This is a genomic window from Streptomyces sp. NPDC051018 (assembly GCF_044456085.1).
Taxonomy (GTDB): domain Bacteria; phylum Actinomycetota; class Actinomycetes; order Streptomycetales; family Streptomycetaceae; genus Streptomyces.
In genome coordinates this window covers 224,764-240,172 of record NZ_JBITFN010000011.1, presented here as the reverse complement: position 1 = coordinate 240,172, position 15,409 = coordinate 224,764, and the positions used below count along the sequence as shown (strand labels likewise).

At 69.7% G+C, this 15,409-nt stretch carries 16 protein-coding genes and 1 pseudogene; 8 read left to right on the top strand and 9 right to left on the bottom strand.

The genetic code is table 11. From position 1 onward, the window contains the following. Positions 1–127: 127 nt before the first annotated feature. Positions 128–1,573 carry an amidase gene (locus ACIBCM_RS20920; RefSeq protein ID WP_399245260.1) on the bottom strand — a complete coding sequence of 482 codons (1,446 nt, stop codon included), beginning with the start codon at positions 1,571–1,573 and terminating at the stop codon, positions 128–130. Positions 1,574–1,790: 217 nt separating this feature from the next. On the opposite strand from ACIBCM_RS20920, the gene ACIBCM_RS20915 reads away from it, so the two are divergent. Continuing rightward, positions 1,791–2,087, top strand: a complete 297-nt coding sequence (locus tag ACIBCM_RS20915) for a hypothetical protein (RefSeq protein WP_399245258.1) — start codon at positions 1,791–1,793, stop codon at positions 2,085–2,087. A gap of 284 nt (positions 2,088–2,371) precedes the next feature. Here ACIBCM_RS20915 and ACIBCM_RS20910 read toward each other — a convergent pair whose 3' ends face one another. The 3 genes from ACIBCM_RS20910 to ACIBCM_RS20900 all read right to left on the bottom strand — a co-directional run bounded on the left by ACIBCM_RS20910 (position 2,372) and on the right by ACIBCM_RS20900 (position 4,219). After that, a complete protein-coding gene (locus tag ACIBCM_RS20910; protein WP_399245256.1) occupies positions 2,372–2,785 on the bottom strand; it encodes a hypothetical protein in 414 nt (137 codons plus the stop codon). Between the two features lie 297 nt (positions 2,786–3,082). Then, a complete protein-coding gene (locus tag ACIBCM_RS20905) occupies positions 3,083–3,592 on the bottom strand; it encodes a GNAT family N-acetyltransferase (RefSeq protein ID WP_399245254.1) in 510 nt (169 codons plus the stop codon). A 144-nt stretch (positions 3,593–3,736) separates the two neighbouring features. Further along, positions 3,737–4,219 carry a MarR family winged helix-turn-helix transcriptional regulator gene (locus ACIBCM_RS20900; RefSeq protein ID WP_399245252.1) on the bottom strand — a complete coding sequence of 161 codons (483 nt, stop codon included), beginning with the start codon at positions 4,217–4,219 and terminating at the stop codon, positions 3,737–3,739. A 179-nt stretch (positions 4,220–4,398) separates the two neighbouring features. On the opposite strand from ACIBCM_RS20900, the gene ACIBCM_RS20895 reads away from it, so the two are divergent. Further along, a complete protein-coding gene (locus tag ACIBCM_RS20895; RefSeq protein WP_399245250.1) occupies positions 4,399–6,003 on the top strand; it encodes an MFS transporter in 1,605 nt (534 codons plus the stop codon). Positions 6,004–6,133: 130 nt separating this feature from the next. Here the strand turns inward: ACIBCM_RS20895 and ACIBCM_RS20890 are convergent, their stop codons facing one another. Next, entirely contained in the window at positions 6,134–6,529 is a 396-nt protein-coding gene (locus ACIBCM_RS20890; protein WP_399245248.1) for a MerR family transcriptional regulator, read from the bottom strand. Positions 6,530–6,588: 59 nt separating this feature from the next. Here ACIBCM_RS20890 and ACIBCM_RS20885 point away from each other — a divergent pair, with 59 nt between their 5' ends. Then, positions 6,589–7,497, top strand: a complete 909-nt coding sequence (locus tag ACIBCM_RS20885; protein ID WP_399245247.1) for an NAD(P)-dependent oxidoreductase — start codon at positions 6,589–6,591, stop codon at positions 7,495–7,497. 60 nt (positions 7,498–7,557) lie between these two features. Here ACIBCM_RS20885 and ACIBCM_RS20880 read toward each other — a convergent pair whose 3' ends face one another. Next, positions 7,558–7,986 (bottom strand): hypothetical protein, encoded by a 429-nt coding sequence (locus tag ACIBCM_RS20880; RefSeq protein WP_399245245.1) that lies wholly within the window; start codon positions 7,984–7,986, stop codon positions 7,558–7,560. Position 7,987: 1 nt separating this feature from the next. Then, complete coding sequence (locus tag ACIBCM_RS20875; protein ID WP_399245243.1) at positions 7,988–8,233, bottom strand: hypothetical protein; 246 nt, start codon at positions 8,231–8,233, stop codon at positions 7,988–7,990. Positions 8,234–8,540: 307 nt separating this feature from the next. Here ACIBCM_RS20875 and ACIBCM_RS20870 point away from each other — a divergent pair, with 307 nt between their 5' ends. From ACIBCM_RS20870 to ACIBCM_RS20860, 3 genes are read left to right on the top strand one after another with little or no spacing between them, the layout of a single operon-like run. Then, positions 8,541–9,341, top strand: coding sequence for a Scr1 family TA system antitoxin-like transcriptional regulator (locus ACIBCM_RS20870; protein ID WP_399245241.1), 801 nt, complete (start codon positions 8,541–8,543; stop codon positions 9,339–9,341). Then, entirely contained in the window at positions 9,331–9,549 is a 219-nt protein-coding gene (locus tag ACIBCM_RS20865; protein WP_399245239.1) for a DUF397 domain-containing protein, read from the top strand. The genes ACIBCM_RS20870 and ACIBCM_RS20865 overlap by 11 nt, the downstream gene beginning before the upstream one ends. Further along, the gene (locus ACIBCM_RS20860) at positions 9,546–9,752 is read left to right on the top strand and encodes a DUF397 domain-containing protein (RefSeq protein ID WP_399245237.1); all 207 of its coding nucleotides are present in this window, start codon (positions 9,546–9,548) and stop codon (positions 9,750–9,752) included. Before ACIBCM_RS20865 ends, ACIBCM_RS20860 begins: the two co-directional genes overlap by 4 nt. Before the next feature lie 309 nt (positions 9,753–10,061). On the opposite strand, the gene ACIBCM_RS20855 is transcribed toward ACIBCM_RS20860, so the two are convergent. Both ACIBCM_RS20855 and ACIBCM_RS20850 read right to left on the bottom strand, forming a co-directional pair. Beyond that, positions 10,062–10,688 carry a dihydrofolate reductase family protein gene (locus ACIBCM_RS20855; protein WP_399245235.1) on the bottom strand — a complete coding sequence of 209 codons (627 nt, stop codon included), beginning with the start codon at positions 10,686–10,688 and terminating at the stop codon, positions 10,062–10,064. 210 nt (positions 10,689–10,898) lie between these two features. Next, positions 10,899–11,860 (bottom strand): annotated as a pseudogene (locus tag ACIBCM_RS20850) (pyridoxal-phosphate dependent enzyme). 396 nt (positions 11,861–12,256) lie between these two features. On the opposite strand from ACIBCM_RS20850, the gene ACIBCM_RS20845 reads away from it, so the two are divergent. Then, positions 12,257–13,501 carry a WD40 repeat domain-containing protein gene (locus ACIBCM_RS20845; RefSeq protein WP_399245233.1) on the top strand — a complete coding sequence of 415 codons (1,245 nt, stop codon included), beginning with the start codon at positions 12,257–12,259 and terminating at the stop codon, positions 13,499–13,501. 358 nt (positions 13,502–13,859) lie between these two features. Further along, positions 13,860–15,335, top strand: a complete 1,476-nt coding sequence (locus tag ACIBCM_RS20840; protein ID WP_399245231.1) for a serine/threonine-protein kinase — start codon at positions 13,860–13,862, stop codon at positions 15,333–15,335. The last annotated feature ends 74 nt before the right edge of the window (positions 15,336–15,409 follow it).

The following is a 15,409-nucleotide window of genomic DNA, read 5'->3' as shown; positions in this document are numbered from 1 at the left end:
CGGCCCCGGCGAGCGGGTCGACGGCGTCCCGGCTCATGGCTTTCGGCGTACGACGTATCGGCTGACGACGTATCGGCCTGCCGCGTTCGGGATTCCCGCGTGCTGCCGGAGCGGGCGTACGGCCCGGTTACCGTGCAGCCGCCACGGGCGGAACGCGCCCCGCCCAGGGCCGTGCCGCCTCCAATTGCGCGGCCAGCCGGTAGAGCAGCCCCTCATTTCCGTAGGGGCCGATGAAATGGCTGCCGATCGGTACGCCGTCGGCGTTCCAATGGAGCGGTACGGACATCGCGGGCTGCCCCGTGACATTGATCAGCATGGTGAACGGCAGAAAGGCGGCGGAGGCACGCAGTCCGCGCGTCGGGTCCTCCGGCGTCGAGGTGAACGAGCCGAGCGGGGGCGCGGGGGCGCCCGCGGTGGGGGTGAGCCACACGTCGTACGGCTCCTGGAACGCGGCCAGCCCGTCGCAGAGCGTCTGGAGTTCGGCGAGCGCGTCGAAGTACTCGCTCAGGCTCGTGGTGGCCGACCGCCCGCCGCGCAGCATCGCCCAGGTCCCCGCCTCGAAGTCCTCCTCCCTCGCCTGCTTGCCGGTGATCCGCTCCAGCCGGGCGGTGTCCCAGGCGAAACCGGCGGACGAGACCGTGGTGAACGCCTTGGCGATCCCCGCCGCGTCGATCCGGGGCGTGCCCTCCTCCACCTGGTGGCCGAGGCTCTCGCAGAGCCGGGCCGCGTCCTCGACCGCCGCCACGCAGTCCGGGTGGAGCGGTGAACCGGTGGGCGATTCGCGGCTGACGACGATACGCAGCCGTCCCGGATCGCGCCGGGTCTCCTCCAGATACGGCCGCTCCGGCCGCGGCGCGACGAACGGATCACCGGGCAGCGGCCCCGCCGTGGCGTCCAGCAGCGCCGCGCAGTCCCGCACGCTCAGGGTCACCGCGTGCTCGCTGAGCACCGCGATCCGCGGGGAGATGCCCGCCCTGCGCCGGGCCGATGAGATCCGCAGCCGGGTCGGCTTCATCCCGAAGACCCCGCAGTTCCCGGCCGGCACCCGGATCGAGCCCCCGCTGTCGCTCGCGTTGGCCATCGGCACCATCCGAGCCGCCACGGCCGCCGCCGCGCCCCCACTCGACCCGCCCGCCGACAGCCCGGTGTTCCAGGGATTGCGGGTGGGGCCGTGCAATTCGGGTTCGGTGGTCGGCAGCAGCCCGAACTCCGGCAGATTGGTCTTTCCGCAGACGACCAGGCCGGCGGCCTTGTACCGGCGGGTGAGTTCACCGTCCTCGGCCGGTATGTAGTCGGCGAGGAACCGGCTGCCGGAGGTCATGGGTATCCCCGCGTAACCGACACCCCCGCCGTCTTTCAGCAGAAAGGGAACTCCGGTGAAAGGCCCTTCGGGCAGCTCCCCGGAGACGGTCTCCCGTGCCTCGTCGTACATCGTCGTAATGACGGCGTTGATCTCCGGATTGACCTGCTCGATACGTTCCGTCACGGCGTCCAGGAGCTCGGCCGGAGAAATCTGCTGGGTGCGGATCAGTTCTGCCTGGCCCAGAGCGTCGAACTCGGTGAGATCACTCATAAGGCGGTTCAGCTCCCCCCTACCCAGAGGTAGTTAAGCTCTTTAACCATGAGGGGAGCATAGCCCCGGCATCCCACGCGAGCGCAAGGGTCCGGTGCCGGGTAATTGAGTCGGACGGTGACACGCCCCGAGGCGCGGTGAGATGATCTGCCCACGTGGTCGGGCACCGTCCCCAGGACGGCGCGCCACGATTGCGCCAGGGAGAAAGGGATCGGGCATGACTCTGTACGTGGGCCTCTTCGCCGGGGCGGCGGCGCTGCTGGCCGCGCTCGCGGGAGGGGCCGCGGTCGGCTGGGGCTGGCTCCCGCCATGGCAGCGCCGTCACGTGGTCCACCCGCGCCTGTTCGGCTGGGCGATGCTGGCGCTCGCCGTTGCCATCGGGATCCAGCTCGGCGGCGGCCTGCTGGTGGACAACGGTCTTCTGCGCTTCGGGACCGCGATCGCCGGGGGCGCGGTGATGCTGTCCGCCGCGTTCCTGATGCTGCGGGCCCAGCGGTCACCGCGAAGTCGCTGACCGCTGTGGCCGGGCCGGTCACCCATCCGCGCGGATGGGTGACCGGCAAGGGCCGACGGTGACCGGCCGGACCGGCCGTACACCTTGTGGACGGACAGGCCGCACGTCCCGCGGGCGGACCGGCCGGGCCCGGCACCGATGGGAGCCGGGTTCCGGGCGCGCCCTGAGGCACGCCCGGCCCGTGACCTCCCCGGCGGGAGGTGACGGCCGCCGTGACACCCCGGCGGAGGCCGTCCCGCGGTGGCTCGGGAACTACGTCCCCGGGTGGCTGCCCCGGGTACGGATCAGGTGTTGACGTAGAACTCGTCGAGCAGCACCGCACTCGTGCCGTGCACCTTGAAGACCTTCACGCCGTAGATCTGGTTCTCCGGGAGATTGCCGCCCACCCAGGGTGTGCAGTAGTCGGCGTTGTGCCCCCGGGTGGAGACCTCACGCTCGACGATGCCCTGCCGCCACAGGACGGCCTCGATGGCCCAGCCGTCCCCGCTCAGGTCGCACACCCTGAGCGCGTCGCCGGGGATGCTGCCGGACGGGTTCGGGTTCCAAGAGACGGAGCCGCGCAGGGTGGAGCCTTCATAGATGTTGTGCGTCTCGACCCGGAGCTGCGCCGCCTGCGCTGTGGCCCATGGTGCTCCCCAGGCGAGGAGGCCGGCGGTGAGAAGGGTGGTGCCGAGTCGTGCGGACGTACGCAGAGACATGTCTCTCCCAGGGATCGTCCGGTGTTGGTTCCCCCGTTTGTTCCTCAGCGAGGAGACCAGCCGCCGTGCCGCCGGACAACACCGCACCCCCCTGAACCGCGCTATCGCGCCTCGGAAGCGGGGATATCACGCCTCAGCTGTCCACCGGCGGAGCCTTGCCCGCCCGGCGATTCGCACGTACCTGATTTCCGGCCGGACCACCCGGATCGTGGCCGGGGCCGTTGCCGCCCGAGTCCCGAGTCCCGAGTCCCGAGTCCCGAGTCCCGAGTCCCGAGTCCCGAGATCGGACGAGGTCCGTCAGGCGAGGGTCCGGCGGTAGATCTGCCGTGAACCGCCTTCCGGGCCGGGATCCGTGGCTTCGGCGGGCTCGAAGCCGAGGCTTTCGTAGAAGACGCGCGCTCCGCTGACGACGGCGCCGGGGTGGTCCGCCCCGAAGGTGACCACCTCGATGGTTCCCGGGCCCCGTACGAATCTCCGTGTCGCCTCGGCCACCAGCGCGCGGCCGACGCCCTTCCCGCGTGCCCGCTCCGAGACGACGAGCCAGTGCAGGTGATACGTCGTCTCCTGTGCACCGAACAACAGCCCGCCGAGAAGCCCCGGCTCCGAAGGCTCCGAAGACCCCGAAGGCTTCGAAGACGCTGAAGACCCCGACTCCACGGCGACGAGTGCCATGGACCGGCGAATGCGCTCGTCCACCGAGGCGCGGAAGCCGGGATCCTCCACCATCGGACCGAACCAGTGCTCCACCTCCGCGGCCAGGTCGAGGAAACCGGCTCCGTCCTGCTCATCTGCAAGTCTGACGATCATCCGAACAGTCTGACAGCGGCAGAGTGAGGGCCGGTTGCCGCGGAACCGGTGCGGCCCGGTTCTCCGGCGTATCACCGCTCTCCCGCGTACCCCGGCTCTCCGGCGGCTCTCCCGTGTGTCACCTATCACCGGGGGATCGCGGGATCACACGTCGTCGGCGGGCCGTGCGTCGTCGAGCGAGGTGCGCAGCCGCCCCAGGACCGTCTCGAACTGGTCGAGCAGTTCGGGCGGATACTCGGCCAGGATCGCCTCCTGGCGTTCCGTATAGGGGCCGAAGAACCCGCCCGCCAGCTCCTTGACCCGCTCCTCACAGCGCAGGGTGACGACCCTGCGGTCCGTGTGCTCCCGGGTGCGGTTGACATAACCGGCCTTTTCGAGCCGGTTCAGCAGCGCGGTCATCGCGCCCGACGACAGAGAGATACGCCGGGCGAGCCGCGCGGGGGACAGCGGAGCACCCCGGTCCTCGGCCGCCGCGATCTCCAGGAGGGCGAACGCGTCCGTGGAGTGCACCCCCAGCAGATCGGCGAAACGGCGGCCCAGTTCGGTGAAGCTCGCGCCGTACGCCACCAGCCCCTCCCCGAGCCGCTTGCGCTGCTCCGCGATCTCGCCGGGCGTCCGATCCTCCATCGCGGCCTTCACCTTTCCCGCTCCACCTTCCCGTCGGCGTGCGTATCCGTCGCCCCCGTCGGGTGCGTATCCGTCTCCCTCACCTCACCCGTCCCGGCCCGCGTCGGCGCACGACTTTGACAATCTACCGCCCTCACTTTACCTTCACCATGGAATTACTTCATCATGGAGGTATCTGGATGCGCAGCCCCGCTTCCCTCAACCGATGGCTCGGCCTGGTCGTGATCTCCCTGGGTGTCGCGCTGATCGTCATGGACGCGACGATCGTCAACGTCATCGTCCCGTCCGTCATCGGGGACCTCGGTGTCGACTCGGCCCAGATGCAGTGGATCCAGGAGTCCTACGCGATCGTCTTCGCCGCGCTGCTCCTGGTCGCCGGCCGGCTCGCGGACATCGTCGGCGCCCGCCTGATCTTCCTCACGGGCGTGGTGGTCTTCGGCGCCACCAGCGTGCTCGCCGGTCTCACCCAGAGTGGCGATCTGCTCGTGCTGGCCCGCTTTCTGCAAGGAGCGGGCGCGGCCATGATCCTGCCGACCTCGCTCTCCCTCCTGAACGCCTCCTTCACCGGCAAGGAGCGCGGCCAGGCCTTCGCGGTGTGGGGCTCCACCATCGGCGCGGGCGCCGCCCTCGGTCCGCTGCTCGGCGGCTGGCTCGCCGAACACGCCTCCTGGCGCTGGGCCTTCGGCGTCAACGTCCCCCTCTCCGTACTGATCTGCGTCGGCGTCCTCCTGTGGATCGCGCCCTCGCCCCGCGCCGGAGGCCGTCTCAGCGCGACCGACGCCGTGCTGTCCGTCCTCGGTCTCGGTCTGCTCGCCTTCGGGCTCATCGAGGGGCGTGTCTACGGCTGGTTCATCACCGTCCACCCCCTGAACCTCTTCGGCTTCTCCTGGGACAGCGGCCCCTCGCCCGTCCTCGCCGCCCTCGCCCTGGCCGCGTTCGCGCTGACCCTCCTCGTCCGCAGGCAGGCCGTCATCAGCCGGGGCAGCGATCCCGCAGGCGCCCTGATGGACGTACGGCTGTTCTCCGTCGGCTCCTTCCGCAACGGCAATATCGTCACCCTGATCATCGGCCTGGGGGAGTTCGGCGTCATCGCGGTGCTTCCGCTGTGGCTCCAGTTCACCCTCGGCTACAGCGCCCTGGAGGCCGGACTCGCCCTCGTCCCCCTGGCCGTGGGCAGCTTCTTCGCCAGCGGTGCCGGATTCGCCCTCACCGACCGGATCAGCGCGCTCGGCCAGGTCCGCCTCGGGGTGGCCCTCGAAGTCGCCGGCCTGGTCTGGCTGGGTCTCATCGCCACCACCGCCACCCCCTGGTGGTCCATCACGCTCGCCCTCTTCGTGTACGGCGTCGGTGTCGGCTTCGCCACCGCCCAGGTGACCAGCGTGACCCTCGCCGACGTCCCCGAGGCCGACATCGGCCAGGGCTCCGGCATCCAGAGCGCCTTCCGCGAACTGGGGGCGGCCCTCGGGATCGCCGTGCTCACCACGGTGTTCTTCACCTCCCTCGGCTCCGAGACGCACGACCGCCTCACCGCGCAGGGGGTGGCCGGGGACCGGGCGGAGAGTTTCAGCCGGACCGTGACCGACAGCGCCGGAGCGGCGATCGCACCGCTGGCCGACCGGCCCGAGACCGCGCCGGTCGCCGACGCGGCCCGCTCGGCGATGGCCGACTCCGTCGCCGTCAGCGGCTACACGGCCGCCGGATTCGTCCTGGTCGGGCTCGTCGCCACGGCACTCATCCCCGCCAGGCCCGAGGAGAAAGCGGCCCGACCGGCTGCCGTGGTGTGACCGGGGGATGCCACCCGTCCGGGCAGGAGCCCTGTCCACCGTTTCCCGGCAGACGCCCGGTCGAGCGTGCAGCGGACCCTGCTGCTGTGGCTGGAAAGGTCTACCGGTAGACGTTTCCGGGTCAGGGCCCTCAGCCCGCCTCCGGGTAGCCCGCGTCCGGATAGTCGGCGCCGGTCAGTGGCGTGGCGGCGATGATGGAGTCCAGGGTGGCGCGGGCGGTCAGCAGGTCGGCCACGGCCTCGTCGAGGCGTTCACGTTCGCGGTTCAGGTCGGGCAGCATGCCGGGACAGCCCGGTGCCAGGATCAGGCCGTCGTCGACCATGCACGGCAGCAGCTCGGCGATGGTGGCGGTGCTGAGCCCGGCGCCGAGCAGAATGCGGATGCCCCGGACGGTCGTGATGTCCTCCTCCGAGAACTCGCGGTACCCGCTCGGCTTGCGCGACGGCCGGAGCAGCCCCTGCTCCTCGTAGTAGCGCAGCAGACGCTGGCTCACTCCGGTCCGCCGGGAGAACTCCCCCATACGCATGTGACGACCACCACGTTCTGTTGACTCTCACATCGGTGTGAGACCCCAGAGTAATCCGTATGACGACTCAGCAAGCAGCAGGTCAGCAGCTCACACCGGTCACCGTTGTCGGTCTTGGGCCCATGGGCGGCGCCCTGGCCGGGGCGCTCCTGGAGCGCGGCCACCCCACGACGGTCTGGAACCGTACGCCGGAGAAGGCCGACGGTCTTGTCGCCAAGGGTGCGCGCCGGGCCGGGACCGTGGCCGAAGCCGTTTCCGCGAGCCCGGTCACGATCATGTGCCTCAAGGACTACGACACCATGTACGCGGTCTTCGACCCCGCTGGGGACGCCCTGCGGGGCCGTGTCGTGGTCAACCTCAATTCCGGGACCCCGAAGGAGGCGTCCGCGGCGTTCGGCTGGGCGGCCGAGCGCGGCGTTCTGTATCTCGACGGCGCGATCATGGTGCCGCCGCCGCTGGTCGGACACCCCGAGTCCGTCTTCCTGTACAGCGGTCCGCGGGAGGTTTTCGACGAGCACCGGGCGACGCTGGCGAGCATGGGCGACCCCCGGTACCTCGGGTCCGACCACGGTCTCGCGGTGCTGTACAACGCGGCACTGCTCGACATGATGTACGCGACCATGAACGGCTTTCTGCATGCCACCGCGCTCGTGGGCTCGGCCGGTGTCTCCGCCGTCACCTTCGCCGACCTCGCGCTCAACTGGTTCATGCCCACGGTCGTGGACGCGACCCTCACCGAGCAGGCGCCCAACCTCGGCAGGGGCGACTACCCCGGCGAGCTGGGCACCATGGAGATGAACGTGAGCGCGCTCGAACACATCACCCGCACCAGCGTGGAGCAGGGTGTCCACTCCGACCAGCCGCGGCTCATGAAGGAGATCGCCGAGCGCGCGGCGGCCGAAGGGTACGGCGGCCAGAACTATCTGGCTGTGTTCGAGATCTTCAAGAAGGCGACACCGGCCGGGTGAGCCGTCCGGCACGGGTTCCAGCCCACCGCGCGCCGGTCCGCCGGGCCCGTCCGGGCGGGTTCATTTCAGTCGCTTCTCGATCTCCTCTTTCAGTTCTTCGTAGGCGGGGCTGGTGCGGATCGCGTCGTACTCCGGGTCCGAGAACTCGAAGGAGTGGCCCCCTCGGTGTTCGGCGAACAGCGTGCAACCGTCATTCGACGGTCCGGGCTCTCCGTTGTCGGCGGGGCAGTCACCGAGAATGGATATCCCGTCGGGCTCCCGGCCGTTCTCCCACCGGGCCCATACCTCGCCCCGGCTCGCGTCCGTGAGTTCGCGTACGAGGTCGAAATGCGGGCCCGTCGAATGGGCCTCCAGACCACAGCGCAGGGCCGTGACGAGTTCCAACGGATGCCCGGGATCCTCCGGCACGATGTCCAGCGCGAGAACAATCAACCGCAGCGGAAGTCGCGCCCTTGCCGCGCAGCTATGCCGGGGCTCGTGTCCGGGCACGCTACCGTCCCCGCCAGCTCTGCGCATTCGCCTCGGCCACCGCCGCGCTCATCGCGTCCGACTGGGACGCCGGGCTCAGATCCTGTGGCATCGCGTCCCACTCCCGCCCACCGTTCAACGGCCTGAGCTGCACCCTTAATCCCATCCGGTCCATCACCCGGCCCACCCTCCTCGTCGCCGCGTCCCTCACCACATCCCCCGGAACCGGCTCATACGGATGCTCGCGCGCATTCTCCTCAAGCGTCATGGAACTTGCCTCCTCAGTCCTTCTCCAACAGCCCTGAGAAGCTCCGGATTCCCCTCCGCGTAACCACCGCGCGGAACCCAGTCCGGAGCGAGGCACCAGAACCCTCCCGCCCTTATCAACTCCTCCAGTTCCGCCGATTCGAACACGGAGGCGGTGTCTGTCGCGCGGTCGGTCATGGTCGTTTTCCGTGCCCTTCGATCCCTCGTTGTTCCTCAATCCCGGGACAACGTTCGGGCCATCTGGGTAGCCTCCAAAAGGGGGGACCGGTTGACTCCGTTCAAGTCACCCACGGGAGTTGGAGTAAGTAATGGCCATGACATACGGCGAGTGGCTCAGGGAACAGCGGATCAAGGCGGGTCTGACGCAGAAGGAGTTAGCGGAAGCGGCGTTTATGACGCGCACGCACATCGCGCACATCGAGGCGGGGCGGCGGGTTCCGTCCGAGGAGGACGCGAAGAGGCTCGACCAGGCGCTGAACACGGGGGACGTGCTGTCCAACTTCCGCCCCGGGGCAGTCGGCAGACCGGTGGCCGATCACTTCGAGTCGGCAAGGCAGTTCGAGCAGCAGGCGTCGATCATCAGGGAGTTCGGGCTCGGGTTCGTGCCGGGAATCCTCCAGACCGAGGGGTACGCCCACGCGGTGTTCAGTACCGGCTTCCCGCCGCGCACCCGCGAGGAGCGTGACCGGGACGTGGTCACTCGGCTGGAACGAGCCCACATCCTGGCGGACCCCAAGACGCCCGTTGTCTGGGCGCTGCTGGATGAAATGGTGCTCCGGCGTCCCATCGGCGGACCGGCTGTCATGGCTGAACAGCTCACTCATGTGGCCGACTTGGTGGACAGCGAGCGCATCCGCGTACACGTGCTTCCCTACGCCGTAGGGGCCCATCCACTGCTGGAGAGCATGGTCAGGCTGATGTGGTTCGAGGACCAGCCCCCCATCGTCTACGTCGAGGGGCTGCACACGGGCAATGTGCATGACGCTCCTGCCATGGTGCAGCGTTTTCAGGGGGCATACGATCTGGCTTTGAGCGATGCGTTGCCACTGAAGGAATCCCTGGCTCTCTTGAGGACGACAGCGAAGGACTTCGGACAAGATGACACCTGAGCACATACTTCCCGACGCGTCTGCGCTCGTTGGTTGGCGTAAGTCGAGTTACAGCGGTTCCAGCGGAGGCGACTGTGTGCAGGTCGCGGACGGTCATGCGGGCGTTCCCGTTCGGGACTCGAAGGTCCCCCACGGCCCGGCGGTCGTGTTCCGCGCCTCCGCCTGGTCGGCGTTCATCGACAACATCGACGGGTTGGACATCCGGTGAGGGTGACCCCCGACGCGTCCGTGCTGGTCGGCTGGCGTAAGTCCAGCCACTGTGGTTCGGACGAAGGCAGTTGCCTGGAGGTCGCGGACGGTTACGCGGGCGTTCCCGTACGGGACTCCAAGGTCCCCGACGGTCCCGCTCTCGTCTTCCCTGCCCCCGCCTGGTCGGCGTTCGTCCGGCATCTCAAGGGCGAGCGGACCTGATCTGAAGCATCTGCCCAAGGTCCCCGCCGCTCCCCGGAGCGGTGGGGACCGTGGGTGTGCCCCCGCGCTGGCTGCTCCGGGAAGTGCTGCCGCACTGGGAACAGATCGGAAGCATGCGGCTGACTTCCCCGGCTCACTCGTCGACCTGCTCACGGCCGCCGTGGCCGCGGCCCCGCGGGAGGGCGTCCACGGCTGACTTCGCGGGGCGCGCCCACGGGGCTCCGCCACTCCTCCGTGGCGGGAGCCCCTGGCGCCTTCATCGAGCCGTGTCACCTCCTCGGGCTTCTGGGGCTTCTCTGGGCGGGCGGGTCAGCGCTTGGTGAGGATCGCGTGGGTGACGGCCGGGGAGCTGACCACCTCGGTGACCTCGTAGCCCTGGATACCGGTACCGATGTTGTCCAGCAGCCGTTCGCCGTCGCCGACGACCAGCGGGGCGATGACCAGGTGCAACTCGTCGATCAGCCCGGCGCGCAGATACTGCTGCACGGTCGCCGCGCCGCCGCCGATCTGCACGTCCTTCCCGTCGGCCACCTCGAACGCCCGCTTCAGAACCTCCTCGATCGGGGCGTCGGTGAAGTGGAAGGTGGTCCCACCGTCCATCGGGAGGTCCGGTCGTAGGTGATGGGTGAGGACGAAGACCGGGTGGTGGTACGGCGGGTTCTCGCCCCACCAGCCCTTCCAGTCCTCGTTCTGCCATGGGCCGCGTACGGGGCCGAACATATTTCGGCCCATGATCGTGGCGCCCAGGTTCTCCTCGCTGCGTCTCAGGAAGTCGACGTCGATTCCGGTCTTGCCGTCCTCGCGGTCCTGCATGGCGGCGAACATCCAGTCGTGCAGCTTGTCGACGCCGTCACCGAACGGCGCTTCCTCCCGCTGGTTGGGTCCGGCCGTGAAGCCGTCGAGGGTGATGGTCAGGTTGGCGCGCAGCTTTGACATGGTGTTTCTCCGGGTTCGTATCGGTCGCTGGGCCTCGGTCAGCGTCCAGGAGGGGGCAGGTATTCCCACCCTTGTTCTCACGTCGAACGGGCCCCGGCGCATTCGACACACCACGGAAAAAATCTTCAGGAGCGACCGGTCCGGGCCGTCGGCCGGCTCGCTCGTGGTCCGCGCGGCCGACGGGATCCACCCGCCTCCCCGACCCCCTCTTCAGCTTTGGATGGAACGCTCATTCCAACGCAGGACGTCCTGTACGGAGGCGTTGCCGCCGCAGACCACCAGTCCCAGCCGCACATCATCCGGACCCACTCGTTCCAGGACACGGCGGGCGGCCGGGAGGAGGCAGCCGGAGGCGGGTTCGGTCCAGAGCTTGGCGTGGTGGGCCAGATCGAGGACGCCCTGCATGGCCTCCCCGTCGGAGACCACGAGCACGTCTTCGACGAGGGCGGAGACATGGTCGTATGTGAGCTGGGAGACGGTGGGCGCGCTGAGGGTGGAGACGACCGAGGTCAGCTCGACCGGGACCGGACCCCCGGCCGCGAGGGCCGCCGACATGGCCTGGGCCCCGGCGGTCTCGACGCCCCAGACGCGTACACCGGGGCGGAGCGCTGTGAGCGCCACGGCGACACCGGAGATCAGACCGCCTCCGCCGATGCTGACGAGGACGTCGGTCAGCTCGCCGGCGTCCTCGGCGAACTCCAGGCCCACCGTGCCCTGCGCGGCGACGACCAGGGGATCGTCGAAGGGGTGCACCAGGGACAGCCCCTCCGCGCGCAGCCGGTCCATGAGGGCGAAGGCGCCGTCCATGTGTCCGCGAGGCGCACCAGCGCCCCGGCCGCCTCGGCGATCTCGACGGCCCGCGCGGGGGCCGACCGGGGCATGACGACGGTCGCCTTCACATCGAGCAGCCCGGCCATCACCGCGACCGCGATCCCGTGATTTCCGCCGCTGACGGCGACGACCCCGGCGGAACGCTCGGCGGGAGTGAGGGACAGCAGCTTCGCCACCGCCCCGCGCGCTTTGAACGCGCCCGTGCGCTGGAGCAGTTCGAGCTTGGCGGTCACCGGGACCCCGAGCAGGTCGGACAGCCCCGGGCTGGGCACCGTCGGCGTACGGACGACCCGCCCCTCGATGAGCCGGGCCGCCGCTTCCACATCCGAAACCTCGATCATGTGCCCATCATCGGGCATGGCCGGGGCCACGCACCGGGCGCGAATCGTGCCTGAACGCCTGTCCGTACCCGGCTGCCCGCCACGCCGGGCTCATGGCGCTTACCTAAAAGGTAATGGTGTGCCGGGTGGGGTGTGAGTGACACTTCTCCGTGTGGACGGAACGGCGTGAAGGTCGCTTGACCTGCTTGTTCGTTCCGGACGTTCCAGTTCGCACCGGGCGCTTCGTTGTGCCCCCTTGTGCCGGGGGTCCCCTTCCCCGGCACCGGAGTGTCCGGTGTGTCACCCGGCGGCGCGGTCTCGCAGGACCCGCGCCGCCGGCCCTTCGACCGGGGCGCCGGGGAGTACGCCCGCCGGGCCGGACGGGACTGTCGGTGGGGTGGGTTATCGTCCCCCGCCATGGACACGGACGAGATCACTCTGGTGCACCCGGGCTTCCCGAAACCCAAGCACGTACGGCTGTGGGTGGACGGCATGTGGCTGCGGCGGGAGAGCTGGACCGGGACGGTCGGCGTACCCCGGCGCAGCGGCAAGGAGCACGGCTCCCCGGGGGAGGCCCTGAGCGCCTTGGGCAAGGAGAGAAGGAAGCGGATGCACGACGGGTTCGTGCTGCTCCGCGACCGGGCCGAGGCGGCCTTCGGGGAACCGGTCCTGGTCTGCGCCGTGCCGAAACGCTGCTCGTCCGAGGTGTTCGACCTGCATCCCGAGGGGCACTCCGTCGTGGTCGGTGCGACGCTCAAGGAGGCATCCGGTGCCGAGATCCATCTGATCGACGTCAGGACGGGGGTCCGGCGGCTGGTGCACGAGGAGTATGTCGGCGAGAGGCAGACGTTTCTCCACACCGTCCGCTTCGACGCCGGAGGAAGCGGCGTGGTCTACGCGCTCAACGGGGTGACCCGGCACCTGGACCTCGGCACCGGGACGTCGCGCACCCTCGCCTCCTACGAGGAAGAGGAGACCGCGGACTTCAATCCGTTCTGTGTGGAACCGTCATGGGACGGGACTCGGCGACGGCTGCTGGTCTTCGACGCCGGGGACCGGGTCCGTGTGCTCGACGACGCCTGGAAACCTCTGCTGGACATCGACGTCACCGGGCGCAGCTACTGCCGGGGCGGGGCGCTGTCCCCGTCCGGTCGCCTGCTGGCCGTCGCCTTCGAGCCGAACGAGGTCGAGATCTGGGACGTCGACTCCGGCCGGCAGGTGCACCACCACCGCTACCCGTTCCCGTTCGACCGCAGCTCGACCGGCAGCGGGGTGAAGACGATCGGCTTCGACCCGACAGAGCGTCACCTGATAGCGAGCGGGGGCTTCGCCGAGGGCCCCTGCTCGATGGCGCTGGACACGGGGAGACTCGAATGGGCAGTACCGGATCCCCTTCGGACGGACCGGTGGGGGACGTGCTACGGATGGGATTTCTCCCCCGACGGCTCCCGGCTCGCGGTCGGTGACCGCCACAGGGTCCGCCTCCACGACCCCGCCACCGGCGCCCGGGCCCCGGCCCGGCTTCCCTACACGGGAACAGGGCGCACCTACCGCGTGGTCTTCTCCGACACCGGTGACCTCCTCGCATGCGGCGGCGACAGCGGCACCCTCGTCATCCTCCGCGCGGACACCCCCACCATCCCCGGCCCGCCCGGCGTTTGAGGACGGACCTGGGTGCTTTCGACCGGATCGTCGCGCGGACCAGATGACGATGCCTGCGATGCGGAGTCCGGCGAGGTAGATGGTCGCGGTCCTGTCGTATCGGGTGGCGATTCCGCGCCGGTGTTTGATGCATCGTTCGTCGGTGTTTGCGCTGCTTGTGGGCCTCGCGGTCGAAGGCTGGTGGTCCGTCGTCCCCGCTGCCGCGCCGCCTGTGGTGGGCGGCCCGGTCGGCTGAGGTCTCTGCGGCATCGTCACCAGGACCAATCCGTGTGTGGGTCAAGGAGGTTGGAGAGGCAGCGTTGGCGGCCGCCGCACCCGCCGTCCTCGCAGGTGTGGGGGCGACTCGTATGCTGACCCCGTGGAGCGGGGAAAGCTGATCGCGGACCGTTATGAGCTGATCGGCCGTCTGGGCCGGGGTGCGATGGGCGAGGTGTGGGCCGCGCGGGATCGCGTACTCCACCGTGAGGTCGCGCTCAAACTGCTGGATCTCGACGGGATCGCCCAGGCTGACCTGCCCCGGCGGTTCGAGCGCGAGGCGGTGGCCGCTGCCCAGATCGTCCACCCCAATGTCGCCGCCCTGTACGACCGGGGTATCCACGACGACGTGTTGTTCCTGGTCATGGAGAAGGTCGACGGCCGGACACTCACGGCGCGGCTCCAGGCTGAGAGCCCGTTCCCCCTGACGCGTGCCGTGGCCATCGCCGGCAGCGTCTGCGCCGCACTGGAGGCCGCCCACCGGGCCCAGGTCATTCATTACGACATCAAGCCCCACAACGTCATCGTCACCGGCGACGGGCTGGTGAAGGTCATCGACTTCGGGATCGCCGGGTTCGTCCAGGCCGCGTTCACCGTGGCGCGCTCCTCCCAACTGACCCCGGCCGGAACGCCGGAGTTCGGCGCACCGGAGCAGTTCCTCACGGAACGCGGCGACGAACGCTCCGACCTGTACGCACTCGGTGGGATGCTCTTCGCGATGCTCGCTGGCCGGCCGCCCTTCACCGGGCACAACAGCATCGCGGTCGTGCGGCGCAAGCTCGACGAGGAGGCCCCGCCCCTCGACGCGTTCCGCTCCGGCCTGCCGCCGGAGGTGACCGCGCTCGTCGCCGAACTGCTGGAGCGCGATCCCGACCGGCGTCCCCGGTCGGCAGAGCAGGTCCAGCAGCGGCTTCAGGCAATCCTGGCATCGTGCGCGGCAGCGGAAGCCCCCACCGCGGCGATGCCCCCGCCCCCGCGTACCCGCCTGATGGACGACACCCGACACGCGCCTCGGCCGTCCTCTCCCGACTCCTGGAAACGGGCTTCCACCGACGAGACGCCGTTCACCGCGGAGGCCCTGCTGCCGCGGCGGTTCACCAACGACATGGGCATCGAGTTCGCCCGGATCGCCGAGGACACCCGCCTCTCCCGGGAAGCGGGCCCCAGCGAACTGGCCAGGGAACTCGCGCGCCTTGACTGTACCGAAATGATCGCCGGCCTCTACGTGGAGCAGCCCGGCCCCCACGCCACGCCCGAGAACCCCGTCCACGTCTCCGTCCAGGTCTTCGCGCTGCCTGACACGGCGATGGCCCAAGAAGTGCAGAACTGCCTGGGCAGGGAAGAGGTGCGCTGGCGCCTCACCGCCTGGAGCGCCCACGACGGGGGCGGCCTCGCCCCCTGTCCCGACGAGGTCCACCGCAGCCACCGATTTCGGTACACCAAGCGCTGCTACCGCTACGTGACCGCTGCGCTGGCCTACCGCGCCGATCTCACCAACGACGGCTCCATCAGACCCTGGCTCGTCGCAGCCGCCCGCAGGGCCGTGTTCTCCACCGGGCCGCAGAACCACCACGGTTAGCCCGTTCCGTCCCTGTCCGACGTCTGAGGACGGGGCTGGGGTGCGTATTCCCTGCCTGTCCGGCGTTTGAGGAC

Excerpts from the sequence above, each read along its gene's own strand:
- ACIBCM_RS20905 (WP_399245254.1), bottom strand. The coding sequence starts at position 3,592 with ATGATCGTCAGACTTGCAGATGAGCAGGACGGAGCCGGTTTCCTCGAC.
- ACIBCM_RS20910 (WP_399245256.1), bottom strand. The coding sequence starts at position 2,785 with ATGTCTCTGCGTACGTCCGCACGACTCGGCACCACCCTTCTCACCGCC.
- ACIBCM_RS20900 (WP_399245252.1), bottom strand. The coding sequence starts at position 4,219 with ATGGAGGATCGGACGCCCGGCGAGATCGCGGAGCAGCGCAAGCGGCTC.
- ACIBCM_RS20920 (WP_399245260.1), bottom strand. The coding sequence starts at position 1,573 with ATGAGTGATCTCACCGAGTTCGACGCTCTGGGCCAGGCAGAACTGATC.
- ACIBCM_RS20915 (WP_399245258.1), top strand. The coding sequence starts at position 1,791 with ATGACTCTGTACGTGGGCCTCTTCGCCGGGGCGGCGGCGCTGCTGGCC.
- ACIBCM_RS20865 (WP_399245239.1), top strand. The coding sequence starts at position 9,331 with ATGACACCTGAGCACATACTTCCCGACGCGTCTGCGCTCGTTGGTTGG.
- ACIBCM_RS20845 (WP_399245233.1), top strand. The coding sequence starts at position 12,257 with ATGGACACGGACGAGATCACTCTGGTGCACCCGGGCTTCCCGAAACCC.
- ACIBCM_RS20895 (WP_399245250.1), top strand. The coding sequence starts at position 4,399 with ATGCGCAGCCCCGCTTCCCTCAACCGATGGCTCGGCCTGGTCGTGATC.
- ACIBCM_RS20890 (WP_399245248.1), bottom strand. The coding sequence starts at position 6,529 with ATGCGTATGGGGGAGTTCTCCCGGCGGACCGGAGTGAGCCAGCGTCTG.
- ACIBCM_RS20885 (WP_399245247.1), top strand. The coding sequence starts at position 6,589 with ATGACGACTCAGCAAGCAGCAGGTCAGCAGCTCACACCGGTCACCGTT.
- ACIBCM_RS20875 (WP_399245243.1), bottom strand. The coding sequence starts at position 8,233 with ATGACGCTTGAGGAGAATGCGCGCGAGCATCCGTATGAGCCGGTTCCG.
- ACIBCM_RS20855 (WP_399245235.1), bottom strand. The coding sequence starts at position 10,688 with ATGTCAAAGCTGCGCGCCAACCTGACCATCACCCTCGACGGCTTCACG.
- ACIBCM_RS20870 (WP_399245241.1), top strand. The coding sequence starts at position 8,541 with ATGGCCATGACATACGGCGAGTGGCTCAGGGAACAGCGGATCAAGGCG.